Source organism: Nocardia australiensis, assembly GCF_020733705.1.
Classification (GTDB): domain Bacteria; phylum Actinomycetota; class Actinomycetes; order Mycobacteriales; family Mycobacteriaceae; genus Nocardia; species Nocardia australiensis.
Genome location: NZ_JAJFZM010000001.1, coordinates 1583591 through 1607479, shown reverse-complemented (window position 1 = coordinate 1607479; position 23889 = coordinate 1583591). Strand labels below are relative to the sequence as shown.

Genomic DNA, 23889 nt, shown 5'->3' with positions numbered 1-23889 from the left:
GATCAACCCCGAAGCACGATTCCTCAGGCCCCGCGTTGCCGGAAGGCGACCACGGCCGCGATGAGGAGCACCGCCGCGGTGCCGATGGCGGCAAGGTGTACGCCGTTCACGAATGCCTCGTGGACCGACATCAGGAAGTCGTTACCGGCCGCCTCTGGAAGCCGGCGCGCGAACTCCGTGGCGCCACCGAGGGATTCGGACGCGACGGCTTTCTGATCGGCCGGGACCTGGGACAGGTCGAGCCCATTGCGGAATACCGCCATAACGGCACTGCCGAGGACCGCGACACCCAGTGCGATACCGGCCTCGTACGCCGTTTCCGACACTGCGGCGGCCGCGCCCGACCGCTCCACCGGCGCGGAGCTGACCACCAGGTCCGATGAAATGGTCAGTGCCACACCGACACCGGCACCCGTCAACAGGAAGCCGAGGATGAACGGCGTGGTGCTGGTCGCGGCGTCCCCGGTCAACCAGAGGAACACGGCCGAACCAAGTGCGGCAACCGTCAACGCGGCACCGAGCACGATGGTCGGACGCAGGTAGCGCACCAGCCAGGCCGCGGCGAGCGAGCCGACCATGCTCGCGGCGAGGCCGGGCAGTAGCAGCAACCCGGCCTGCAATGGTGAATGGCCGAGCACCAACTGCAAGTACTGTGAACCGAAGAACAGCACGCCTGCCAGCGCGAACACCGATAGCAGGCTAGTCAGGACCGCAGTGCGGAACCTGGGCAGCCCGAACAAATTCAGGTCGATCATCGGATGCGCGAGGCCGCGCTGCCTACGGACGAACAACACACCCGCGACCACACCGACGACACCGACGATCGCGGGCACGGTACCGAAACCATGGGCCGCGAATTCCTTCACCGCGTACACCACAGGCACCAGCGCCAGCATCGACAACGCGGCGCTCGGCAGGTCGAAACGGCCCGGGTTCGGGTCGCGCGATTCCGGAATCAGGAACGGACCCAAGGCAACCAGCGCCAGCATGACCGGCAGGTTCACCAGGAACACCGAGCCCCACCAGTAGTGCTCGAGCAGCCAGCCGCCCAGCAGCGGTCCGGCCGCCGCGCCACCGCCCGCCATCGCACTCCAGACCGCGATGGCCACGGTGCGCTGGCGCGGATCGAGGAACATCGAGCGGATCAACCCCAGCGTCGCGGGCATCAGCGTCGCACCGGCGACGCCCTGTAGCACCCGGGCCGCGATGAGCATTTCCGGCGAGAAGGACCAAGCCGCGATGACCGACGCGATACCGAATCCGACGGCGCCGATCAGCAGCAGCCTGCGTCGGCCGATCCGGTCACCGAGGTTGCCCATGACGATGAGCAGTCCCGCGAGCACGAACGAATACACGTCGATGATCCACAGCAGTTGTGGTGTCGTCGGCGCGAGGTCGGCGCTGATCGCGGGCACGGCCAGGTCGAGCACAGTGGCATCGACAGCGAGCAGCAGTAGGGCCAGCGCGAGCACGGCCAGCCCCGCCCAGTCGCGCGCGCGGGCACGTGGCGGAGCGGGAATCGTGGTATCGGTTCGGGTGCCGGACATGGTCCGTGTGGTCCCCGAGTGTGTCGTCATGGTCCTTCTCGACTTCCGTCGTCAGTTTCTTACCGTCCAGACGGTACAGTACCTCACATTACCGTCCAGCCGGTATAGTTCAGCTGGTGACGGCAACCACTCGCGACCGAATCCTGGACGCGCTCGAAACCCTGCTGCTGGAAAAAGGCATGTCCCAGGTGACATTGGAGAGTGTCGCCGCGGCGGCCGGCGTATCCAAGGGCGGCTTGCTCTACCACTTCAAGAGCAAGGACGCCCTGCTCGCGGGCCTGGTACGCCGCCTGACCGAGCGCGCCGAACAACAGCTCAGCGACGCGGTCGCGAAGGGCACCTCGGTCTCCGAGTGGTATCTACAGACCCCCAACACCGACAACGCCGCCGACGCGCTGGAACTTGCGCTCTACCGATCCATGCTCGCGACCATGCGCACCGTCGACGCCAACTCCGGGCCGGAGATCGACGAGGTGCAGCGGGCCCTGGCCGAGATGCTGAACTCGTGGTCGGACGGACTGGATACCGAGGTCGACGACCCCGTCGACGCCGACATCATTCGACTCGTCGGCGACGGTGTCTACCTGCGCGCCCTGCTCGGGCTGCCACCTATCGATCCCGATCGCTACCGCGATGTCGTCGACCGCCTGCTGAAACGCTGATCGAGGTCGCTCCCCGTCGGCGGCGCGCACCGAGCGTTAGACTCGGCCCGTGCTACCAGCCGCCGAGTCGGCCGGTGCCGTCGGGGCGGGAGATCATTCACGACCAGGGTCCCCTGGAACGACGGTGCCGATCCGTCCATTGAGTTTCCGCGAACTGCTCGACGAGCCGTTCGCGCTGATCCAGGCGAACATCGTGGTCCTGGCCGTCTCGATAGCGGCCGGGCTGGCGATCGCCGAGCTCGTCGTCGTCGCGGTCACCGCGGGCGTCTCACACCTCACGCGCGGCTCCGATCAGGGCACCGCCTGGGCCGCGGTGCTGTCGACGGCGGTCTGCGCCTGGCTGCTGCGGTTCGCGCTGCGCGGCATGACCGTCGCTTTCGGGCTCGCGAGTGCCTCGGGTGAACTGATCGGCTGGCGAACGGCACTGACCAGGATGCGGGCCGCGGGCGTTGCGCTACTGGTGTTCCATGTGATGTTCACACTGATCGGGGTGAGCGTGCTCGCGCTCGGCAGCCTATTGATCGTCACCTTCCCGTTCGCGCTGATCTGGCTCGGCTACCTGCGTGCCCAGCGGTTCGTCGCGGTGCCGGTGATGTTCGGCGAGGGCGCCTCGCATGCCACCGCCATGGCGCGTTCGAAACTCCTTGTCGGCGGTGCGGAATGGCCGACCGCCGGACTGTGGCTGTGCCAGCGCGGTCTGATGGTGCTGCTGGCCGTTCCGCTACTCGGGATCCCGTGGTATCTCTCGGATTTCTCCGGTACCCACCGTTGGCCGGTCATCGTGCTGCTCACGGCCGCGGTGCTGCTGATCGCCAGCTTCGGGGAGGTCATGGAGGCGGCTACCCGAGTGGTGTCCTACACCGACCGCCGTTGCCGCCGTGAGGGTCTCGACATCCGACTTCCCAGCTCGGCGGGGCGATGAGACACCCTCGCGTAGCGCTCATCGCCCCCGACCGGGTACGGGTATCCCGTAAAGGCCCGGAGGGGCGATGAACCTCGACAAGAACGTGCCAGAGCCGACCGCTCCGCCGACGCCCACGCTCGGTCCCGCGGCCGACCATCGCGCCGCCGCCGAATATGCCGCGCTACATCGTGATTTCGATGCCGCACTGCGGGAACGCTTCCGCGCGGTACTACGCGGACTCGAACAGCGTGGACTACTCGAGGTGCGCCGCTCGCGCACCGCTCGCGAAACCGCCGACGACGCCACGACCGCGCTACCACTGGAATCCGCGACCGAACTCCACCCTGCCGCATACAGTTTCGACGAGGTCGTCTACGGCGGCAGGCACGCGACCGAGGACGAATACCGCAGGCTCGAATACGCCGACCGGTTTTCCGAGGCCGCGCCCGCTCCGGCGCCGGAACCGGCCGAAACGGCCGTCACCGAGAAGCAGCCACGCACCCGCGGGCGACGGCCCGCGCTGCCGGAACTGTTGCGCAACCCCAAGTTCTGGGCCACGCTCGCGACCGCTATCGCGATCGCACTATTGCTGTACGCGGTGCTCAACTCGTGTGGCGCCCCGACCGCACCGAAGCCGGCACCACCGATGCAGCCACCACCGCCCCCCGATCCCAGCGACATTCCGCGCCCGGATGTCGGAACAGGCCAGGACTCCATCTTCGACAGGCTGCCCGGGCCAGTGGCCTTCGGCGGGCTTCAATTCCTCATCGCCGCAGCCCTATTGGTGTGGTGGCGGGCACGTCGGCGCGGTGCGTTGGTCAGCGAGCCGCGACCGGTCGAGGTCGCCGCGAACGAGCTGCTCGACGGTCAGGCGGCGCTGTATCGGCGCTCGAAGGACCACGACTACGTCGCGGGGAAGCTGCGAGCGGCGACACTGCGCCGGATTCGCCCCCTGCTCGGGTTGACCGCCGATACCCCGCCGGACCGGCTGATCACGGCGGTCACCGCGCGTATCGGCGGCGACCCGGCCATCGTCGGCGCCGCACTGTTCGGACCGGTCGACGACGCGGACACACTGCGGATTGTCGCGGCGCAACTGGAATGGATCGAGGCACAGGTCGGATGAGAAACCAAGGCGCGAAACACATTGGCGCGAAACACATTGGCACGGCACTCATTCGAACGACGGGGTGCGGATATCACCGCACGACACAGGAGGTCGGATGACCAGCACGGACACCAACCACACCCCCACCGCCGAGCAGGCGGCCGCGGCGTTCGCCGCGCTGCGAGCCGAAATCGGCAAAGCGGTGGTGGGCAACGACACCGCGATCATGTATCTGGTGCTCGCGCTGCTGTGCCGCGGCCATGTTCTGTTGGAGGGTGTTCCAGGCGTAGCGAAGACACTGCTGGTTCGGGCGCTGGCGACGGCACTCGAACTGGACCACACCCGCGTCCAGTTCACCCCGGACCTGATGCCCGGGGACGTCACCGGCTCGCAGATCTATGACCCGCACTCTGCGGAGTTCACCTTCCGGCACGGCCCGGTGTTCACCAACCTGATGTTGGCCGACGAGATCAACCGCACGCCGCCGAAAACCCAATCGGCACTGCTGGAGTCGATGGAAGAACGGCAGGTATCCGTCGACGGCAAACCCCGGCCGCTGCCCGATCCGTTCGTCGTGGTCGCCACGCAGAACCCGATCGAACAGGAGGGCACCTATCCGCTGCCGGAGGCACAGCTCGACAGGTTCCTGTTCAAGGTCGATATTCGATTGCCCGGCCGCGATGACGAATTCCGTATACTGCAGCGCCACGCCAGTGGTTTCGATCCGCGCGATCTGGCGGCGGCAGGTCTGCGCCCGGTCGCTGGGCCCGCGCATATCGCGGCCGCGAGGGCCGCGATCGCGCACGTCACCATCAGCCCCGAGGTCCTCGCCTACACGGTGGATATCTGCCGCGCCACCCGCACCTCGCCCGCCGTGCAGCACGGCGCGTCCACGCGTGGCGCGACCGCGCTGATGGCGGCCGCACGCGCGTTCGCCTGGCTCAACGGACGCGGGTTCGTCACTCCGGACGATGTGAAAGCCGTTGCGGTGGCGGTACTGCGGCACCGCCTGCACCTGCGGCCAGAGGCCGAGCTGGACGGGGTAACGACCGAGGGCGTCTTGTCGTCGCTGCTGGTTTCGGTCCCGGTTCCGGTGTAACTCGTGGTCGTCACCGGTCGGCTGGCCGCCGCGGCGGCGGCGCTCGCACTGTTGGTCGTATTCGTGCTGCCCTCGTGGCTCGGCGTACTGCTCGTGACGGGCGTGCTGGCCGTAGGCGTCCTGATCGATATGGGCGCGGTATCGCACGCGAGGGACCTGACACTGTCGCGGCAACCGCTGACCATCGTTCGACTCGGCCGCAGCACAGCGGTAGAGCTCACCGTGCTCAACACCGGAACCCGCAACGCGCGCGGCACCTTGTGGGACGACTGGCCCGATAGTGCCCGCGCTGGAACCCGCACGCACCGGCTGGATCTCGCTCCCAACACCCGGACCCGTTTCCAGACCACGTTGACACCGACCTATCGAGGTGATCGCGTGCCGGGCCCGGTCACGGTGCGTCTGATCGGCCCGCTCGGGTTCGCGGGCAGGCAGACCCGTCACCTCGTGCCTGCCCGGGTGCGGGCGCTGCCCGCGTTCGGCAGCGAACGTCTACTGCAGTCGAAAGTGAAACGGCTGCAACATATCGAGGGCCGCAGTGTCGCGAATCTGCGTGGCCAGGGCACCGAGTTCGATTCGTTCCGCGAGTACGTCGCGGGCGATGACGTGCGGGCGATCGACTGGCGCGCGACCGCCCGCGCCACCGATGTGCTGGTGCGCACCTGGCGACCCGAACGCAACAGACACATGACGATGGTGCTCGACACCGGCCGCATCAGCGCAGGCCGAGTCGGCAGCCCGGGTGAGATCGATGACGGGACACGCCTGGACGTCAGCATCGACGCGGCCTTGCTGCTCGGCGGCCTTGCCGCCGCCGCGGGCGATTCGGTGGACCTGCTCGCCTTCGACAGGGAGGTACGCGCCGAGGTACGCGGCGTCGGCGGAAAAGGCTTGCAGCTGAAGCTGATGCACGCGATGGCCGCCATCACCCCCGCCCTGGTCGATACCGATAGCGCGGGACTGGTTCGTGCCGTCATTCAGCGCACCCGTCGCCGCAGCCTGGTGGTCTGGTTCACCACGCTCGACGGCGCCGCGGTGCAGGAGAACCTGCTGCCGGTGCTGCCGGTACTGGCCCAACGTCACCGAGTATTGATCGTCTCGGTGACCGATCCCGAGGTCGCCGCGTCAGCGACGCGACGCGAAACTCTCGCCGACCTCTACTCCGCCGCCACCGCCGAAACCATCATCGCCGAGCGGGCACTAGTACAGGAATCATTGCGCCGCAGGGGAATCGCCGTTGTCGTGGCGGCACCGGACCGTCTCGCGGACGCGCTGGCCGATGAATATCTCGAGCTCAAGCGGTCCGGCACGATGTAAGCGTCGGGGGCACCACGCCATATGACGCAAACGCCTACGACGCGGCTACCAGACAGGAGCGGGCGCGAGCGGGGCAATCAACGCGGCGCCCGAAACCAGCGTGCGGCGTTGCCGTTCGGCGATGATGGCGCCGAGAATCTGCACCGGCGGGTACGGCGCGGGCGGCGGCACCTGCAATCGAGCGCAGACCGCGACCACCAGCGCCTGGCCGAGATTCGCCTGTACCGCAGGAGTGAGTGTCCGGACACGCGTCAGGTATTGCCGCACCGCGAGCGCGAGATCCTCCGGTATTCCGGACAGTTCCAATTGCCCGGCCCATCCCGCGAGCCACGGCGGCGCGACGGCCAACAGCGGCCTCGGCAGTACCGCTTTGACGTGCACAACAACCGTCCCGGCCAGCACGTCGCCGACCCGGCGAGCGTTCGGCGAGCACATCGAGGTGAGTACCGCGATGGCGCCGAATCCGCCGAGCATCCAGAAATCGACGATGGCACCGGCCAGACCGCGGGTCAGCGCATGCCGGAAATCGGTCGGTCCTCCATCGGCGCGCACGACACGCAGACCGAGCGCCATCTTGCCGAGGGTACGGCCACGCAGCATGGTTTCGCTGACGACCGGATAGCCGACAAGTACCCCGACGACCGTCGCCAGCAACGCCACATCCATCCAGGCGGAATCGGCTCCCGAGGGCAGCAGCACGGCGGCGATGGCGAACAAGAGCATGATGCCGAGCACGACCTGAACGACCAGGTCGATGAGGAACGCAGTGGCCCGGGTGGGGATCCGCGCGATCGGCAGCTCGAGGGCGACCGCTTCGCCGGTCGTGAATTCAGCCATGTCGCATAGCATTCTTCCCATCGGCGGGATGGGAGGCAACCGATGGATGTAGACGCGTACAGCTACGCGCACCGGCGTTCGTGGGAGCGACTGGATTCGCTGGCCCGACAGGGCAGGCTCAGCGGCGCCGAGGCCGATGAGCTGGTTGCACTGTACCGGCGAACCTCACAGCAGTTGGCACGGCTGCAATCCCACAGCCCCGATCCGGAACTCATTGCCGGACTCAGCGCGGTGCTGACGCGCGCACGCGGCCGGGTAATGGGCACCAGGGTTGATGCCTGGCGGGAGGTAGGCCGGTTCTTCACCCATCGCTTCCCCGCGGCGGTATACCGGGCGTGGCCCTGGTGGGTGGGCGTCGCGGCGGTGTTCGTCGTGGTATCCACCGGGCTGGCTATCTGGCTACAGGGATCCGGTACGGCACACGAGGTCCTCGGCATTCCGGACAACACCGACTCGCTCACCAAACCGGGCGGCGATTTCGAGACCTACTACTCCGAACATCCCCAGGGCGCGTTCGCGGCCCAGGTATGGACCAACAACGCGTGGGTGTCGGCGATGGCGCTGTTCACCGGCGTGCTGATCCTGCCCGCGGTCTACCTGCTTTTCATGAACGCGCTGAACGTCGGGGTGAGCGCCGGGCTGATGGCCGAGGCGGGCCGGCTGGATTCGTTCTTCGGTTTCATCCTGCCGCACGGCATGCTCGAGCTCACCGCGGTCTTCGTCGCGGGTGGCGCCGGTTTGAAGTTGGGCTGGACGCTTATCGATCCGGGGCGGTCCAGTCGCCTGGAGGCAGTGGCGCGGCAGGGCCGGACCACGGCCACGATCGCGCTCGGCCTGGTCGCGGTGCTGCTGGTGTCCGGCTTCCTGGAGGGCTTTGTGACGCCGAGTTCACTGCCGTCCTCAGCGCGCATCGCGATCGGGCTGGCGGCCGAAGTTCTGTTCCTCACTTATGTTTTCGTCGCCGGTCGAAGTGCGGTGCTGGAGCGCGAGGGCGGGCCGCTCGACAACAACGACGCCGTGCCCGAGCTGAACGACTCCGTGACCGCTGCGGCAATCGCGCCCGCGGATCGTTGGCAGACAACGCCGAGCACACGGTGAGTGAAGTGGGTCCGGGCAATCAGCAGCAACACCGCGTCACGAACAGGTTTTGAACTCCCCCATTTGAGTTCCGCTGGCCGCAGCGAGTCCAGCTCAGCTGCGGCCAGCGTTACCGTCAACTCTACACAATCGTTATCCCCGCGCAACCCTCCTCGCCGAGGTCGAGCGTATAAAGCAGCCCGCCAGCAAACCCATGTGAACGCACGGTTTCTCAGACCCGCAGCTAACTCGTGGCTGGCTCTCGAAATGCGGATTCTCGGCGGCCGATACCCCCTCGAGATGCGATAGAAATCGACCCCCTCGGGACCTTTCGGGACAAATCGAATATTCTTCGATGGGTTTGCTGTCCCCCGTCCGTAGATCACCATATGGTCACGCCACACCCGTACCCACCTGCATGTTTATTGCTCCGTAATTGAGTTAGCTGGGCGGCGTTAACAGAAAGAGACTCTAGGTTTGTTTGCGCCGTAATAAACATGACTCATGCCATGTGGCAACGCTTGTTGATGTACTCATCCCCGGTCAAGATCATGATTAACCAGTTGCAAAAGGCATGTCCATCGGCTATCGACGGCGCCTTGGTCAGCACCATGGCCGCAACCAAGGAGGCCCATGTGACCTTCGCCTCACTCGCTGCTCCAGCGCCCGCGAACCCGCTCGAATCGGCGTGCCGGCAAGGAGTCGGAGTGCCGAATTCCGAACGCGATAATCGGCCCCGCCCCGTTGCGCGGAACCGATTCTCGCTGTCGATCAGGCATCGATGAGACCGAGCCGCACGTGCACCAGTCGCAGCGGTTACGGCGCGAACCAGGCGGCCGGCCGAGCAGTCGCATCGCAACCGGCACCAGCCCGCCGCGCTCCGCCGCAGCTTCGCCACGATCGATCGGATCGGCACCGATCCCACCGTGCTGTTCCTCGACGGCGAGGCCGAGAACACCGGCACCGGCCAGCTGCCGGATCAGTGTGCGGGTCAGGGCGCGGATCACCGGACGCCCAGGAGCACACCGCGGCGGGCGGGCGCCCGGCATCGAGTAGCTTGCGCACACGGCCCCACAGGCGGGCGACGTATCCGGCGATCAGATGGCGTAGCGCTCAACAATCCCAAGCGTCGAAATCGCGTACTGCACAGGGTGTATAAATCCCGGTGCACCCTCACCGGCCGAACATCGGTGTCGCGCACTCACAGTGTGAGCCGCGCTATCCACAGGCATTGCACCGTGTCATCCCCAAGGACCTGCCATCACCAGAACTGGTTGCACGAACATGCACAGCCCTGTGGATAGCCATAGGCGCTGAGGGCACGAAACCTATTCACAGGCACACACTCCCGAGATTTCCGGCTGCGATGGCCGAGAGCGCCGGTGCCTACGACGCGGCACTCCGCACGCGCCGAACCGATCCGCGAGCCGGATTTGCTGCGACCGAACCATCTCAGCCGATACGCAAAACACCGGTGACCGTGCCCTGCAGGATCTGGCGCCCCTGGGTGACCAGCGGAGAAGTCTGCAGCGGATCGTCGACGATAGTGCCGGGCAGCAGCCTGCTGGCGGTAACCGCACCGATATTCGGGTCGATCACGGTGAAGCTATACCCGTCCAGCGGCGTAGTGACGTCCAGCCCTTTGCGCGCAACGGTGTAGATCACTCCGTCGGCTGTGGACAAATGTGGAACCGCCGAGCTGCGAACGGTGTTCTCCCAGACGGTATGGCAGCCCGTGTCGTCGACATCGACCCTGGTCATGCCACCAGTGAATGGTGCGCTGGCAGGCACCGCGGTTCCCGCGTCCTCCGGAACCCCCGGATACGGATAGCCGTAGGTGCTCGCCACGAATATCGATCGGCCGATGCCGATCGGTGAATTCTCGCTGCCCGCACCACCCTTGGTGAGCACCGGCTGCGAGCACACCAATTCGCCACTGCCGGAACGGAATACCAGCGCATGCACCTGATCATCGGCGTTGTCGACGATGGTCAGGTATTCGGCGCCGGTATTCGGGCCGAAATAAGTGGGAGTGGAGCCGGTTCCCCAGCTGAGTTGCCCTGGCTTGCGTGCTCGGCCGCGATCGTAGGCGCCGCGCCACGCCACCTCGGGACCTCCGGCAGCGGGGCGCAATTCGTAGAGCGCGTGCGTTGTCGCCACCGCGATCCGGCCATCGGGCGCTGCCGAAATACTATTCGCCACCTGCTCACCGGCGGGCAGCGCGACAGTCGTCGTAACCCCCGACGGTGTGACCAACCCGACCAGCCCCTTACCGGTCGCGAACCAGACATTGCCCGAGTAGTCCGGCACCAGCCCGGTCACGTTGTCGCCGACCGGAATTGCCGAGGAAAGGTCGGTCGACGACTCGACCGCCAACTGCCATTTCCCCGCCGCGTCGCGCGTATGCCCGATCCGGAGCAACATTCGACTGCCGTCCACGACCACCAGCCGATCGGCATTGTCCAGGTACGCGTAGACCCCACCCAGCACGCTGCCCTTCGCCAACCGCAGCGAGGCGAGTGAGGTGCCGACAAGCCCACCTGCCCCGGGATCGAGCAGGTGCACGACCGGCGCCTGACCCACGATCGCCGTGCACAATGCGACTACAAGGTTGTCCGAACCCTGCAGCAACGTCGGGCACGCCGCCGCCAGCGGGTATCCGGCGACCGAAACATCGCCGGTCCCCGGACCGGCCAGCGGTGTCGCATCCGATGAGCCCGCGTCACCATGCATGGTCGCGGTGCCGAGCGGTCCCAGATACGGATTCGGCGACGCGAGCGGACCCCACTGCCCCGCCGCGTCCGAGGTCCCCGCCTGCGCGAACACCATCGCGCAGGCGGCGAGAAGAACCAGTGGTAAACGCATCGCAATCATCTTTCGAGTCGCAGATTTGGCATCCGGTCGAACCCGACGGGACAGTATTGGAACCCTCTTCGCGGCGATCGCGCGCCCCGGCCTTGATCGCATCGCGTCAGCAGCCATCACAGCGCGGACGACCGACATCGGTTCTACGGACCGGTGGTCCGGACCCGCCGCAAACCGCCGACTCCAAACTGTGCACAACTGCGCGAGATCCGGCGAAGGACACGCGGGCACGGACCGAACCCCGGCCTAGCATGGCGCCATGAATGGTGTCCGGGCCCGTCTGCTGTCCACTATCGCCGGTCAGCTCGGCAATCCACATGGTGTGCTCGGCAAGGGTTTCGCGGTTGTACTCAATCGCGGCAACCGGCGCGCCATACTCGGCGCGATCGATGCCGCGGCGCTCGAGCCCGGTGCCGATGTGGATTCACACTGTGGCCTGTCGCCGAGGTCATCGCCGCACTCGAACGCACCGGGTGCGCTGTGGACCACGAACAGCTGCCCAATCCGCCGATCCCGCATCACCTGCTCGTCGCCCGGCCCGCGTAGCCATTCGGCTACATCAGCGCGCCGCCGTCGATCCGGATTTCCGTCCCGGTCATGTAGCGGCCGTCGTCGGAGGCGACCATGGCGACCACACCAGCGATATCGTCCGGAGTTCCCAGGGCGCCGCCGTTGAGCCAGCCCGTCAACCTGGCGAACAGGCTCGGGTCGAAGCCCTCGGGCTGGTCGAGGATGGATTTCGTGGTAATGCCGCTGGTGATGCCTGCCGGCACGATGTTGACCGCGCGCAGTCCCTGCTTGGCGTACTCCAGCGCGATCGAGTGCGTGAACGCGGCAACGCCACCTTTCGACGCGGCGTATGCCGCCAGGTACGGGGCGGCCTGGTAGGCCGCGGTCGACGACAGGTTGACGACCACCCCATGCCCGGACTCCAGCAGCGCGGGCAGTGCGCTCTGCGTCATCAGGAAGGTCCCGGTGAGGTTGACCGTAATCGTCTGATTCCAGATCTCCAGCGGCATCTCGTGGGTACGCCCGGGGCGCAGGATGCCCGCCGCGTTCACCAGAACATCGAGGCCACCGAGGAATTCGAGGGCCTCGGACGTCGCCGTGCGCACGGAGTCGGGATCGGCGATGTTCACCTGGACCGTCCGCAGCCGGTCGGCGGCATCGCCGGCCTTCGCCGCGGTGATCTCCAGGCCGGGCTGGTCGATATCGGCAGCGACCAGCTGCGCGCCTTCATCGAGTAGCCGCAGGGCGATGCCCTGACCGATACCCGATCCAGCTCCAGTGACGAATACTCGACGGCCTTCGTATCTACGCATGCCAAAAATTAGAACAGGTTCTCTTTAGGAGTCAATACACCCGCGCTGAGCATTTCCGTTACATATAACTGAAACCCGTTCTAGTCTTACGCCATGTCATCGGAGCCCCGCGACGCGTTCCGGCCCGCCACCCTCGGTCCGGTCCAGCTGCGCAATCGCATCCTCAAGGCCGCTACGTTCGAGGGACGCACCCCGGACGCACTCGTCACCGACGAGCTCATCGACTTCCACCGCCGGGTCGCCCGGGGCGGTGCGGCGCTGACCACCGTGGCCTACTGCGCCGTGGCACCGGAGGGTCGCACCGATCGACATCAGATCTGGATGCGCGAGGATGCTGTACCCGGCCTGGCGCGACTCACCGACGCGGTGCACGCCGAGGGCGCGGCGGTATCGGCGCAGCTGGGACACGCAGGGCCGGTTGCCAACTCGGCCTCCAACCGCGCACCAGCACTCGCACCGAGCCGGCAACTCAGCCCCATCAGCATGCGGGTCACCCAGGCCGCGGCCACCGCCGACATCAAGCGCATCATCGACGCGCACGCCCGCGCCGCCCGGTTGGCCGTCAGCGCCGGATTCGACGCGGTCGAACTGCATTTCGGCCACAACTACTTGATCAGCGCCTTCCTCAGCCCGAAACTGAACAAGCGCTCCGACGAGTACGGCGGCACCCTGGCCAATCGCGCCCGCCTGGCCAGGCAGACCGCAGACGCGGTACGCGACGAAGTCGGCGACGAGATCGCCGTTATCGCGAAGTTCAATATGGACGATGGTGTGCGAGGTGGTTTCGGCGGCGCCGAAAGCCTCGCTGTCGCACAATGGTTGGCCGAGGACGGAAACCTCGACGCGCTGGAACTCACCGTCGGCAGCTCATTGCGCAATCCCATGTACCTGTTTCGCGGCGACGTGCCGCTGCGGGAGTTCGCCGCACAGTTCCCGCAGCCACAGCGCCTGGGGATCCGACTCGCCGGCCGACATTTCCTGCGCAGCTACCCCTACCACGACGCATACTTGCTCGACGATGCCATGGCATTCCGCGCCGAACTCGATCTCCCGCTCATCCTGCTCGGTGGTATTGCCTCACGCGCGGCGATCGACACCGCCATGTCGAACGGTTTCGAATTCGTGGCAATGGCTCGTGCACTGCTCTACGACCCGCAGCTGATCAACAAGATGGGGGCGGATGAGGTAGCGGTATCGCCGTGCACGCATTGCAATCGCTGTATGCCGACGATCTATCAGGGCACCCGCTGCGTATTGATCGAGCCTGCCGCCGTCACGTAAACCGTTCGGCACAAATGCTATTCGGGTCGCCACGCGTTTACGCCAACACACGGCCACTGACTGTCATGGGATCGACAGCGGCGATCATCCAATTTCGCGGACGGCCGCCGCCGACCCGAGGCGGCGCGACGTAGCAACGCCGCCCCGGTGTGCGCCACTGCGAGCGCACCGATCATCAAGGGCACAGCATCGCGCACCGTCTGCCCCGTCGAGTGCCGAATCCCCCGCTTGCCCAGCTGTTTCCACGCCCATCCAGCGAACGGGAACACCACGAGAGGTGTCGTGATCACCCCCGGCGTATAACCGCGCGCGGCGACACTCAACGCAATATGCCCGAACCCATGCAGGCCGAACCCGGCCAACGTGGCCTGAAACCACCGAGACCTGCCTCCGGTTCGCACCCCGTTCGCGGCGGCGGCGGCAAAGATCACCGCCATCAATGCGATCGCGGTGCGTTCCTGTTCGGTGGATGGTGCTGGAAGCCGGAGGCCACCGCGCGAATTCTTATCGCCCCCGTGGCCCTGCCCCCACGATCCGATCGCCAGCCACTCCTCGATGTCATGGATGGCCCAGGCTGCGAATAGCCCGATGCCCAGCTTCTTATTCATATCCAACCTTCGTTTACATTACAGTATGTAATTAAATTAACAGCCAACGCGGCCCTCGACAACCCTCGGGTTTCATTGCGAAACGAACGGTCCGCCGCCACCCGAGGTGGCGGCTCAGACCGGTCGTGCCAGCGCGGGCCAGACCGCGTCGACGAGACGGTCCACATCGCGCTCGGCCAGCGCGCCGCGGGTGATCCAGTGATACAGCAGCGGTCCGATGAGCAGGTCCCGCGCGTCCTCCGGGTCGATTTCGGCGCGCAGTTGCTGCCGTTGGACCCCACGGCGCAATACCGAATCCCACACCCCCGCTCGGCGGGGAAGATACAGCTCACGCAAGGCCGTGGCCAGCTCCGGACGAGCCGCGCTGTCGGCATAAACACCGAGCAGGACCAGCCCGAACTCGGGTGCGGCGAGTGCGGCGCGCAGCTGGTGCGCGATATCGAGCAGATCGCGGCGCGCATCGCCGGTATCCGGATCCAACAGTGGCTCAATGGTTTTCGACAGTACGTCGGTCACAAGATGCGCCTTGTCGCGCCAGCGCCGGTACAGCGTCGGCCGCGTCGTCCCCGCCCGCACCGCCACCGCGTCGATGCTCAATGAGCCATACCCCGACTCACGCAGTAATGCGATCGTCGCCGCCACCACCGCCGCGTCGGTTGCCTCGCTGCGAGGCCGCCCCCGCCCCCGTGGCCGCGCGGGTTCACCTCCGTCGCCATTTTCATTACGATCTGTCATGAAATTATGATAGGAGCTAGCCGATCGAACCGGTCTTGCGCGAGACGTGCCTGCGCCGCGATCGGTGGAATCCAAGCGGTATACGCGGGTCGGCGGCGGCGATCGGCGCGAGGATGACCGCCAGGTCACGCAGTTTCCCCGGCAGACCCACCGCCCGACGCCATTTTGCCGATCCGAGCCCCACACCAGTTCACCCCCGGCTACCGTCGTGGGGCATGGACGCTATCGAGTTGGAACCACCGAAAGTAGCCTCCCCCAAACACACAGGACTCGTCCTCGACGTTGCCACCATCGGCTTAGGCAACCCGCTCGCACTCCCCGGTGAATCCACCCAGCCCTACATTCGCTGCACCAACCACACGGTCTTGCGGCTGCCCGACCCATTGCACGATTGGGCGACCACGGTAATTGCGACCACCCACACCCATCGTGCCGAAGGCTGGCCACCGATCTTCCCCGGACAGATCGAATTCGGCATCCTCGACGGCGCGATGTACGCCGAGCTGCTCTAGCGCCGAACGCCCAGCCGACAACGCGGCATCGTCCTCAGTGGCCCGGTCATCGTGCCCAGTCGAGCCGAAAAGCCTTGGCCATCAATCGAACCGCGCACCGTTGCTCAACTGCTGCCCGGCACCGCGATGCCGGTTTCGTAGGCGAGAACGACAAGTTGCGCGCGATCGCGAGCGGTCAGCTTGGTGAGCAATCGTCCGACATGGGTTTTGACGGTGGCGACGCTGACGTAGAGCGCGTCGGCAATTTCGGCATTGGAACGCCCCGCCGCGACGTGTTCGAGGACTTCGCGTTCGCGGTCGGTGAGCGCCGCTAAAGCGGCAGGTGGTGAAGACGGCGCCGATGGTTGGCGGGCGAACGCGCTGATCATCCGCCGGGTGATGCTGGGCGTCAGCAAGGCGTCACCATTGGCAACCACTCTGATGGCGTGCAGCAGTTGTTCGGGCGGGGAGTCTTTGAGGATGAACCCGCTCGCACCACTGCGCAGCGCTTCGAAGACGTGTTCATCCTGGTCGAAGGTGGTCACTATCAACACATGTGGACCAACGACGCCGCCGGCCGCGATGTGGCGCATGGCCTCGAGGCCGTCCATGAGCGGCATTCGAATATCCATCAGGACGACATCCGGTCGCAGTTGGCGGGTGAGTCGAACCGCTTCACCGCCGTTTCCCGCCTCACCTAGGACAGTGAGATCCGGTGCTGAATCGACGAGAACCCGGAGCCCGGCCCGGACGAGGGCCTCGTCGTCGGCGATCAGCACCCGGATCGGGACGCCGACGGACCGATGAGGGAGATCAGCAGGCACGGTCGGTCTCATCGATCGGGAAGTTCGCGATAACTGCGAAGCCACCCTCTGGACGTGGCTGTGCCTCGAGACGGCCACCGAACAGCGACACCCGTTCGCGCATCCCGATCAGCCCCAGACCCGAGCCGCCGCCAGCGACTGCGGTCGGTCGGCCGTCGCGGGAGGCCGGCCCGTCATCCACGACGGACACGCTCAATTCGCTTACCGTGTGCCGAATCTCGACCCGCGCATGAGCGGTGTTGGCGTGTTTGACGACATTGGTGAGTGCCTCCTGCACGATCCGGTAGACCGTGGTCTGCAACAGCGACGGATAGGTCGCGGGCGCACCGATGACGCGATACTCGACGACCAGACCGTCATGACGCAGCCCGTCGACGAGGTCGGCGACCTCGGCGAGACCGGGTTCCCCCGGTTCGTACCGCTGCCCAGGTTCGCGAATCTGTGCCAGCACGCGGCGCAGTTCGTCCAGCGCCGACCGACTGGCCGTCTCGATCGCGCTCAATGCCCGCCGCGCCTCGCCCGGCTGCTCGTCGAGCACTAGCCGAGCCACTCCGGAGCGGACGGCGACCATGCTCAAGGTGTGCGAGATCAGGTCGTGGACGTCGCGCGATATTCGCAACCGTTCCTCGGCCCGGATGCGGCGCTCCTGTTCCTCGGCGCGATCGCGTTGCTGCACAGCAAGACTGTGCCGGTATTCGCGTCGGGTCCGCATCGTGTCACCGACCAACCATGCGGGCGCGGCGAGCAGCAGTTGTACAAGGTTCTGGTCCTGACCGGGATATTGATGGAAGCCGACCAGCGCGGCAATCCCGGTGGCTACGACGGCCACTCCGGTCACGAACAACGACTCGCGACGCGGTCTCCGGTAGGCGAGCGTGAATACCGCAACCGCGATAGCCGGACCGGCATTGCTCACCCATGGCGTGAAGCGAACCCCCGCCAAAGAGGAAAGACATAGCACAACCGACACCCCGACGAGCGCGGCGACCGGCCACCATCGCCGGACGATCAGCGGTGCCACCACGGCGACACCGAGTATCGCGATAACCGGCGTCGCCCCGATTCCGCTGATCAGGCCAACCAATATCGGCAGGGTGCACATCAGGAAACAGCCGACTGCGATCCCGATGTCGATCCCGTCCGGCCGATCGGTGTCGGACCGGCGCCGGACCGTAACAAGCCGCTGATGCCACGGTGGGGGCGTCGGCGGCACCGTCTGCTCCGCAAAGGATGTGATCGCCATAGCGCCGACGTTAACCGGCTCGCGGCGCGGGCGCATCGGTCCCGGGTCGAGGTTGCGAGTCATCCGCGAGGCGGACGGCACCGATGACATCCGCCCAGCGTGGGCGGCGAGTTCCCGGCTCGAGATTGACGACAACGCTCGGTCCGGGAGGCGACAGTGATGGCATGAACCCACACGACATCGAGCACATCCGATACGACTCGCGCCGCGGCCGTCACGATGGCGTCCGCCGTAAACTGTCGCGCTCGCTGGTCATCATCGCGACCACCTCCCTCACGGCCGGAGTCGTATCCGGAGGCGTCAGGTACCTCAATCGGTCCCCGCACCACGAGCCGCACTACGAGGGCACGGCCGCATGGTGGCCACACGTCGTGCTGTTCGCGCTGACCGTGGCAGCCATAGTCGTGCTGCGTCGGCGCGGCATCCACCCGGGTTCCCTGCTTCTCGCCCCACTCGGCACCACCGCCGCGCGACGGCTCGCGCACACCCTGCGTTCGGCCTGCCGCCATCCGAGCGCCGTGGCGCGCCTGCTGATCGGCATCCTGCCCATGGCGATGCTGGTTTACGGCCCATACCGGTCCGGAATGCAGATACTCGGCGGCCTCGACCCGAATTTCACCGTCAACGCCTGGGGCGGCCCGACCTATCTCGGTGCGATGGCCTGCCACTACCTCGACGGTGCGCTGCTCATGGCCGTAGCGGCCGGGCTACTGAATCTACTGCTGTTGCCCGCCGACAAAGGCCACCGGGAAACCGGTGCGGGTCAATAGCTTTCGCGAGGCCGACAATCGGGTGACCACTCAGCACTTCGGTCGATCCCGTTAATAGCGCTCCAGTAGTCGTCAGGGAGCCGTAAGGCGGCGCCACCTCCCGCACCCCCGACGGTTCCGCCACCACCTCCCCCATTCGCATCTACCCCCTGAACTAACCGCGCCATCGGCGATTGTTTCCCCGAACTTTCCGCTCCGACACGCGAAATAGAATCGGGCGGGTCGACGAGCGTCGCCAGTACGGTGGGTGGGCTACCGTGCCTAGCTCCACCGTGACCCTGCTGCCCTGGACACACCACGGCACCCGTCGCGCAATACGGCCGACGGGCAGGAACCGTTTCACAGAATGGGGAATGTCATGCGTATCAGTCCTGCCCGAGCCGCTGCCCTCGCGGCTGCTTCAGTCACCGCGACTGCCTGCCTCACCGCGCTCGCACCTACCGCCTACGCGGCCCAATGGGGGTACACCTGTGACACCGGCACTCATTCGGGCAACAGGTTCGAGGCCGCAGGCAATTGCGTCGCGGTCGGCGGCGCACCAAAAACCGGGAAAATCGACAAGGAATTCGCGCTCTATACCCGGCAGGGCGCGCTGAACGTCATGTGCCGAACCAGCAGCACGGAGGCCGCTGGTGAAGCATCAGCCCCTGCCAAGGTCATCGGAAACAACTGCCCGGCATGAGGGCGATTCGATCACGCGACGATTGCTGACCCGGCCGTTTCGATGACGCGGACGACATCCGCGTCTGAGTTGACGTAGTGAAATCCGACCCGGAAGGCACCATCTTCCGTGACGGTGGCTCGCACTTTCCAGCGGAATGGCGCGCTGCCGGGTAGGCGGCATCTTCATCGTCACATCATGAGTCGCGTCCCGGATTCATCGCTCACCGACGACACTCGCAGCTGGGCGGTTGTATGGCCGACGAGCGTACGTTTGCAGTACTCGAACACATACAGGATCTGTTGTCAGTCAACGGTTCTCAGATTGATGAATCCGTGGATTGTGCCCTGCTGCGAATATTGTGGGCGAAGGGGGACTTGAACTTCCGGTTCCCCGTGCTTGCACGTGCATTTAGGTGCAATATCCTGCGTTCCAAGTGATTTCGGCACGCTGACGATCGCTACCGTAACGCGATCGTGTTGACCCGGTCAACATCCCCCGCCGGGGGATCACGCTCGATATGTCACCCCGAAAACGGTCGGTTCCATGCCATCGGTGCCGCGATCCTCGCCGATGAACTGAACCGGAAGCCTCACGAATCGAGCCGCATGCGTGAGGCCGGACCATAGGATGGGACTTGGCAGTACAGCGATTATCACCTGTGAATGTGACATAGCGCGACCGAGAGCTTCGGAGGCGAGAACATGTACTTCACCGATCGATCACTGCTCCCCGAGAACCAGGTACCGCTGATCATCACCGCGGCCCCCTAACTCGGAACCATTCCACAGGTCGCTGCAGCGATTACCGGAACCTCCGCTGGTTCGAGTCCGCGGACTGCGCCGGCGTACGGAACTCTCGCGCTGGGCGCAGGGCGCAGGGCAGGGCGGCGAGGTCGGCGAAGCCGAAACCTCGTACCGCAAAGTTCAGACAGTTCGGCAAACCGGCACCTGAAATCGAAGGGGATCGCGTGAAATCGCAGACCAAGAATGTCGACCTTGTGCTCGAAGGCGGCGGAGTGAAGGGGATCGCGCTACTCGGCGCGGTGCTGGTGCTGTCAGAGGCCGGCTACCGCTTCCCGCGGATTGCCGGCACCAGCGCTGGTGCCATCGTCGCCGCGCTGGTGGCCGCCTACCAGAAGGACGGCCGCGACCTGCACGACCTGGTAGATGTTATGCACCGCCTGGACTACAAGCGGTTCGACGACGGCTCGATCCTGCAACGCACCCTGGGGCGCGTCGGCGACGGCGCCGAGGTGCTGTTGCACAACGGCGCACACACTGGCAACTATTTGACCGAATGGCTGACCCCGCTGCTGGCCGATGTCGGCGTGCGGACATTCGCCGATCTGCGTCTGCCCGACGACCCCGGCAGCAGTCTGGCCGACTATCAGCGCTACAGGCTCGTTGTGCACGCCAGCGACCTATCCCGGCAAGTACTGGTCCGGCTGCCGTGGGACTACGCCGAGTACGGCAAACCCGCCGACACCCAGCTCGTGGTCGATGCCGTCCGGGCGTCGATGTCGGTGCCGTTCTACTTCCGACCGGTCACCGTCGACACCCCACACGGGCAGGTCACCTGGGTCGATGGCGGTCTGCTGTCGAACTTCCCGATCACCGTGTTCGACCGTACCGACGACCGACCCGAACGCTGGCCCACCTGGGGCATCAAACTCTCCGCGCAACCCGCGAGTGATGCCCCCGACCACCCCCAGCACACTCCCGCCGGCCTCGCACTTGCCTGCCTGCAAACCGCCACCAACAGCGACGCCAACCGCTACCAACTCGACACTGAAGGCGTCAACCGGCGCACCGTCTACATCGATACCTCCATGACGGCCGCTCTCGACTTCGACATCACACTGCAAACCCAGAACCTATTGTTCGAAAGCGGCAGCATCGCCGCTGGGCGATTCCTCGAGCAGCTAGGCGCGGCAATCCCACCCACCCAACCGCATCCCGACCAACCAACCTCGGTGTGACCTGACAGCGCCCGTCGGGATCGCGCGGCAAAGCCTCACCACAGTGTTCTTCCTGTTCGCAGCCGTCTTCTACAGCGCAGACGCCTGCCAGGATCGGCATCCTGCCAGGACCAGACGGGTTGGCGCACATGGCCGTTCGCTGACGCAACAGCAACGTTCCAGGCGTGCGCCGGGCTCGGACTGTCAGCCAGCGGTTCGTCAGGGTCGGCAGGAGGAGCGCCGTCCGCTCAGCTGGATCTGCCGATCTCAGTCCTGCGCCCAGGGCACCCGGCAGGAATCGGTGCTGAAACCCTGGGCGGTGATGCCGAGGGCTGAATACATGCGGGCGCGGGAATTCTCCAGGCGACTTGGTAGGTCAGTTCGACCAGCCATTGCGAGCCGAAACACTTCTTCAGGTCGGTGACCTGTTCGTCGGTGACGGTGGGCGGGGTGGCGGTCATCGCATCGGCGTAGCTGATCGCAGCGCGCTCGTCGTCACTGTAGAGCGGGGACGTTTCGTATTCGGCGATGTGCTTGGGGTGCCGCCAGGATTCGGCAGCCGGAAGGGCACTTTCCAGGTGACAGAGCCGTCACTGTTGGTGCGCGAACGTGGAGTGGGCACAAAGTCCTCCATGATGATGGTGACTGTGCCGACATCCCATGGGATGCGTGATGTTGACCGGAATGTTGACAGCCGGTCAGAGATCCGATTCGATCTTGCCTCTGACCAGCTACAACGTGTGTGGGCGAAGGGGGACTTGAACCCCCACGTCCCGAAGGACACTGGCACCTGAAGCCAGCGCGTCTGCCATTCCGCCACTCGCCCGAGCGACTGTGAGACAGTATCACGCAGCCACACGGGACACGAAATCGAATGTTCGGTGGGCAGAGTACGCATGCTGGACAACCATGGGAACCCGCCGGGATCGACAGAAGTTACCGGGGCGGACGATCGTGGATATCATGCAATGAACGTGGTCGATAAGCGACACGCCAATTACGCATGCCGTTGTTATGAAGCCAGGAGAGAGACGCTCACCGAAGGAGGCCGAGATGGGCATCGTTTCACGGTTCGAGCGTCGCCTCCATGCCGTCGTCGATGACGTGTTCGCCAGGGCCTTCGGAGGTGGCGTAGTCCCCCAGGAGGTAGAGGCGGCGCTGCAACGCGAAGCCGCCGATCACATCCAGGATCTGGGTAGCGGCCACCAGCTGGCGCCCAACAATTTTGTGATTACCGTCAACTCGTCCGATCACGAGCATCTCGTCGCCGATCATGAGCTCACCGCCCGCGCGTTCGCCAAGCATCTACAGGATTACATCCACGAGCAAGGCTGGCAGACCTACGGTGATGTACACGTGGCATTCGAGGCATCCCCTACGCTGCACACCGGACAGTTCAGGGCCAGCGGCCGGGTTGATCCCGACGTCGGTCGACGAGCCACACCGGCTCACAGCCCCGAGCCCCCGCCACAACGACCTGCAAACCCGCAACCAGGAGCTGGCCCCATGACGCAGAACTCAGGCTACGACCCAAGCCGTGAGCCCGCGGAGTCCGATCCACGCAACCGCGGGTACGCACCACCGCCCGCTGGGCGGGGCGGTCCGCAAAACGGTGCGTATCGCGAGGACTACGGGCGTGGTGGCGCGCCGTACTCCGGTGGTTCCGACTACCAGGCGCCGGACTCGCAGCAGGGTTACGGCGATTACCAAAGCGGTTATGACTACCAGCAGGGCGGTCAGGCCGGGTATGGCCAGCAGGGCTATCAGGAACCCGGTTACGGCCAGCAGGGCCAGCCCGGGTACGGCGATCGCGGCGGCTACGGCCAGCCGGGCGGCTACGCCGAACAGGACTACGGCCGGCCCGGCTACCAGGAGCCAGGCCACGGCCAGCAAAGCTACGGCGAGCAGGGCTACGGACAGGGCCCGGCGGGCTATCAGGAATCGGACTACGGCCAGCAGGGCTATGCCGATCAGGGCTACGGCCAAGCCGACCAGGGCTACGGCCAGCAGCAGGGCTATGGCCAGCAGAGTTACGCCCAGCCCGCGTACGGCGAGCCGGGCTACCAGGAACCCGGTTACAGCGAGCCGGGTTACGGCGCACCCGATGAACAGGGCGGCTACGGCCAGGCCTACTCGCAACAGCCTGGCTACAACGCGCAGCCCGGCTACGCGGCGCCCGCTTACGGCGGTGGCGCACAGGCCGGTTCCGGCTACTCCGCAACCCTGCAGCTCGATGACGGCAGCGGACGGACTTACCAGCTGCGGGAAGGCAGCAACATCATCGGCCGCGGCCAGGACGCGCATTTCCGGCTGCCGGATACCGGTGTCTCGCGCAGACACATCGAGGTCCGCTGGGATGGTCAGACCGCGATGCTGTCGGATCTCGGATCCACGAATGGCACGCTCGTCAACGGTTCTCCCGTGCAGGACTGGCAGCTCGCCGACGGCGATGTGATCCGCGCCGGGCATTCGGAGATCCTGATCCGTATCGTCTGATCCCGTAAGCTCGCGATGCAGGTCGCGTCATGGCCATCAGGGATTCTGTGGTCGTATCGTGATCGAAATCGGCTGACGGCCC

Annotated in this window: 21 protein-coding genes, 1 tRNA gene and 1 pseudogene; 12 read left to right on the top strand and 11 right to left on the bottom strand. The window is 65.8% G+C overall.

What is annotated here, in order from left to right; translation table 11 throughout:
* Positions 1 to 23 precede the first annotated feature (23 nt).
* A complete protein-coding gene (locus LKE06_RS07250; protein WP_227997845.1) occupies positions 24 to 1547 on the bottom strand; it encodes an MFS transporter in 1524 nt (507 codons plus the stop codon).
* Between the two features lie 116 nt (positions 1548 to 1663).
* Here LKE06_RS07250 and LKE06_RS07245 point away from each other — a divergent pair, with 116 nt between their 5' ends.
* The 5 genes from LKE06_RS07245 (at position 1664) to LKE06_RS07225 (ending at position 6637) form a co-directional block, all read left to right on the top strand.
* Positions 1664 to 2209 (top strand): TetR/AcrR family transcriptional regulator, encoded by a 546-nt coding sequence (locus LKE06_RS07245; protein WP_308188312.1) that lies wholly within the window; start codon positions 1664 to 1666, stop codon positions 2207 to 2209.
* Between the two features lie 124 nt (positions 2210 to 2333).
* Positions 2334 to 3131, top strand: a complete 798-nt coding sequence (locus tag LKE06_RS07240; protein WP_227997844.1) for a hypothetical protein — start codon at positions 2334 to 2336, stop codon at positions 3129 to 3131.
* A gap of 67 nt (positions 3132 to 3198) precedes the next feature.
* A complete protein-coding gene (locus tag LKE06_RS07235) occupies positions 3199 to 4239 on the top strand; it encodes a DUF4129 domain-containing protein (RefSeq protein WP_227997843.1) in 1041 nt (346 codons plus the stop codon).
* A gap of 97 nt (positions 4240 to 4336) precedes the next feature.
* Entirely contained in the window at positions 4337 to 5320 is a 984-nt protein-coding gene (locus LKE06_RS07230) for an AAA family ATPase (RefSeq protein WP_227997842.1), read from the top strand.
* A 3-nt stretch (positions 5321 to 5323) separates the two neighbouring features.
* Positions 5324 to 6637 carry a DUF58 domain-containing protein gene (locus LKE06_RS07225; RefSeq protein WP_227997841.1) on the top strand — a complete coding sequence of 438 codons (1314 nt, stop codon included), beginning with the start codon at positions 5324 to 5326 and terminating at the stop codon, positions 6635 to 6637.
* A gap of 45 nt (positions 6638 to 6682) precedes the next feature.
* On the opposite strand, the gene LKE06_RS07220 is transcribed toward LKE06_RS07225, so the two are convergent.
* Positions 6683 to 7474 (bottom strand): RDD family protein, encoded by a 792-nt coding sequence (locus LKE06_RS07220; protein ID WP_227997840.1) that lies wholly within the window; start codon positions 7472 to 7474, stop codon positions 6683 to 6685.
* A gap of 42 nt (positions 7475 to 7516) precedes the next feature.
* On the opposite strand from LKE06_RS07220, the gene LKE06_RS07215 reads away from it, so the two are divergent.
* The gene (locus LKE06_RS07215; RefSeq protein WP_227997839.1) at positions 7517 to 8572 is read left to right on the top strand and encodes a stage II sporulation protein M; all 1056 of its coding nucleotides are present in this window, start codon (positions 7517 to 7519) and stop codon (positions 8570 to 8572) included.
* A gap of 1431 nt (positions 8573 to 10003) precedes the next feature.
* Here LKE06_RS07215 and LKE06_RS07210 read toward each other — a convergent pair.
* Together LKE06_RS07210 and LKE06_RS07205 are read right to left on the bottom strand one after the other, a co-directional pair.
* The gene (locus LKE06_RS07210) at positions 10004 to 11416 is read right to left on the bottom strand and encodes an NHL repeat-containing protein (RefSeq protein WP_372477292.1); all 1413 of its coding nucleotides are present in this window, start codon (positions 11414 to 11416) and stop codon (positions 10004 to 10006) included.
* Positions 11417 to 11970: 554 nt separating this feature from the next.
* A complete protein-coding gene (locus LKE06_RS07205; protein WP_227997838.1) occupies positions 11971 to 12738 on the bottom strand; it encodes an SDR family NAD(P)-dependent oxidoreductase in 768 nt (255 codons plus the stop codon).
* A gap of 93 nt (positions 12739 to 12831) precedes the next feature.
* Here LKE06_RS07205 and LKE06_RS07200 point away from each other — a divergent pair, with 93 nt between their 5' ends.
* Positions 12832 to 14019: an NADH:flavin oxidoreductase gene (locus LKE06_RS07200; RefSeq protein ID WP_227997837.1), complete on the top strand. Its 1188-nt coding sequence runs from the start codon at positions 12832 to 12834 to the stop codon at positions 14017 to 14019.
* A 17-nt stretch (positions 14020 to 14036) separates the two neighbouring features.
* Here the strand turns inward: LKE06_RS07200 and LKE06_RS07195 are convergent, their stop codons facing one another.
* The 3 genes from LKE06_RS07195 to LKE06_RS32485 form a co-directional block, all read right to left on the bottom strand.
* Complete coding sequence (locus LKE06_RS07195; RefSeq protein WP_227997836.1) at positions 14037 to 14627, bottom strand: HXXEE domain-containing protein; 591 nt, start codon at positions 14625 to 14627, stop codon at positions 14037 to 14039.
* A gap of 114 nt (positions 14628 to 14741) precedes the next feature.
* Positions 14742 to 15362: a TetR/AcrR family transcriptional regulator gene (locus LKE06_RS07190; protein ID WP_227997835.1), complete on the bottom strand. Its 621-nt coding sequence runs from the start codon at positions 15360 to 15362 to the stop codon at positions 14742 to 14744.
* Positions 15363 to 15378: 16 nt separating this feature from the next.
* Positions 15379 to 15513 (bottom strand): hypothetical protein, encoded by a 135-nt coding sequence (locus LKE06_RS32485; RefSeq protein WP_255648455.1) that lies wholly within the window; start codon positions 15511 to 15513, stop codon positions 15379 to 15381.
* A 64-nt stretch (positions 15514 to 15577) separates the two neighbouring features.
* Here LKE06_RS32485 and LKE06_RS07185 point away from each other — a divergent pair, with 64 nt between their 5' ends.
* On the top strand, positions 15578 to 15874 hold the full coding sequence (locus LKE06_RS07185) for a hypothetical protein (RefSeq protein ID WP_227997834.1): 297 nt from the start codon (positions 15578 to 15580) through the stop codon (positions 15872 to 15874).
* A gap of 104 nt (positions 15875 to 15978) precedes the next feature.
* Here the strand turns inward: LKE06_RS07185 and LKE06_RS07180 are convergent, their stop codons facing one another.
* Positions 15979 to 16677, bottom strand: a complete 699-nt coding sequence (locus LKE06_RS07180; RefSeq protein WP_227997833.1) for a response regulator — start codon at positions 16675 to 16677, stop codon at positions 15979 to 15981.
* Positions 16667 to 17920, bottom strand: coding sequence for a sensor histidine kinase (locus LKE06_RS07175; RefSeq protein WP_227997832.1), 1254 nt, complete (start codon positions 17918 to 17920; stop codon positions 16667 to 16669). The genes LKE06_RS07180 and LKE06_RS07175 overlap by 11 nt, the downstream gene beginning before the upstream one ends.
* A gap of 164 nt (positions 17921 to 18084) precedes the next feature.
* Here LKE06_RS07175 and LKE06_RS07170 point away from each other — a divergent pair, with 164 nt between their 5' ends.
* The 3 genes from LKE06_RS07170 to LKE06_RS07160 all read left to right on the top strand — a co-directional run bounded on the left by LKE06_RS07170 (position 18085) and on the right by LKE06_RS07160 (position 21332).
* Complete coding sequence (locus LKE06_RS07170; RefSeq protein ID WP_227997831.1) at positions 18085 to 18690, top strand: hypothetical protein; 606 nt, start codon at positions 18085 to 18087, stop codon at positions 18688 to 18690.
* Between the two features lie 358 nt (positions 18691 to 19048).
* Positions 19049 to 19372, top strand: a complete 324-nt coding sequence (locus LKE06_RS07165) for a hypothetical protein (RefSeq protein ID WP_227997830.1) — start codon at positions 19049 to 19051, stop codon at positions 19370 to 19372.
* Between the two features lie 949 nt (positions 19373 to 20321).
* Entirely contained in the window at positions 20322 to 21332 is a 1011-nt protein-coding gene (locus LKE06_RS07160) for a patatin-like phospholipase family protein (RefSeq protein WP_227997829.1), read from the top strand.
* A 246-nt stretch (positions 21333 to 21578) separates the two neighbouring features.
* On the opposite strand, the pseudogene LKE06_RS07155 reads toward LKE06_RS07160, so the two are convergent.
* Both LKE06_RS07155 and LKE06_RS07150 read right to left on the bottom strand, forming a co-directional pair.
* Positions 21579 to 21847, bottom strand: a pseudogene (locus LKE06_RS07155) (carboxymuconolactone decarboxylase family protein); the annotation flags it as partial.
* A gap of 207 nt (positions 21848 to 22054) precedes the next feature.
* Positions 22055 to 22137: transfer RNA gene (locus LKE06_RS07150), tRNA-Leu, on the bottom strand.
* Positions 22138 to 22364: 227 nt separating this feature from the next.
* Here LKE06_RS07150 and LKE06_RS07145 point away from each other — a divergent pair.
* The gene (locus tag LKE06_RS07145) at positions 22365 to 23807 is read left to right on the top strand and encodes an FHA domain-containing protein (RefSeq protein WP_227997828.1); all 1443 of its coding nucleotides are present in this window, start codon (positions 22365 to 22367) and stop codon (positions 23805 to 23807) included.
* Positions 23808 to 23889 lie beyond the last annotated feature (82 nt).

Coding starts and splice junctions, on each gene's coding strand:
- LKE06_RS07250 (WP_227997845.1), bottom strand. CDS start 1,547: ATGTCCGGCACCCGAACCGATACCACGATTCCCGCTCCGCCACGTGCC.
- LKE06_RS07235 (WP_227997843.1), top strand. CDS start 3,199: ATGAACCTCGACAAGAACGTGCCAGAGCCGACCGCTCCGCCGACGCCC.
- LKE06_RS07230 (WP_227997842.1), top strand. CDS start 4,337: ATGACCAGCACGGACACCAACCACACCCCCACCGCCGAGCAGGCGGCC.
- LKE06_RS07220 (WP_227997840.1), bottom strand. CDS start 7,474: ATGGCTGAATTCACGACCGGCGAAGCGGTCGCCCTCGAGCTGCCGATC.
- LKE06_RS07215 (WP_227997839.1), top strand. CDS start 7,517: ATGGATGTAGACGCGTACAGCTACGCGCACCGGCGTTCGTGGGAGCGA.
- LKE06_RS07210 (WP_372477292.1), bottom strand. CDS start 11,416: ATGCGTTTACCACTGGTTCTTCTCGCCGCCTGCGCGATGGTGTTCGCG.
- LKE06_RS07205 (WP_227997838.1), bottom strand. CDS start 12,738: ATGCGTAGATACGAAGGCCGTCGAGTATTCGTCACTGGAGCTGGATCG.
- LKE06_RS07200 (WP_227997837.1), top strand. CDS start 12,832: ATGTCATCGGAGCCCCGCGACGCGTTCCGGCCCGCCACCCTCGGTCCG.
- LKE06_RS07195 (WP_227997836.1), bottom strand. CDS start 14,627: ATGAATAAGAAGCTGGGCATCGGGCTATTCGCAGCCTGGGCCATCCAT.
- LKE06_RS07190 (WP_227997835.1), bottom strand. CDS start 15,362: ATGACAGATCGTAATGAAAATGGCGACGGAGGTGAACCCGCGCGGCCA.
- LKE06_RS07185 (WP_227997834.1), top strand. CDS start 15,578: ATGGACGCTATCGAGTTGGAACCACCGAAAGTAGCCTCCCCCAAACAC.
- LKE06_RS07175 (WP_227997832.1), bottom strand. CDS start 17,920: ATGGCGATCACATCCTTTGCGGAGCAGACGGTGCCGCCGACGCCCCCA.
- LKE06_RS07170 (WP_227997831.1), top strand. CDS start 18,085: ATGAACCCACACGACATCGAGCACATCCGATACGACTCGCGCCGCGGC.
- LKE06_RS07165 (WP_227997830.1), top strand. CDS start 19,049: ATGCGTATCAGTCCTGCCCGAGCCGCTGCCCTCGCGGCTGCTTCAGTC.
- LKE06_RS07145 (WP_227997828.1), top strand. CDS start 22,365: ATGGGCATCGTTTCACGGTTCGAGCGTCGCCTCCATGCCGTCGTCGAT.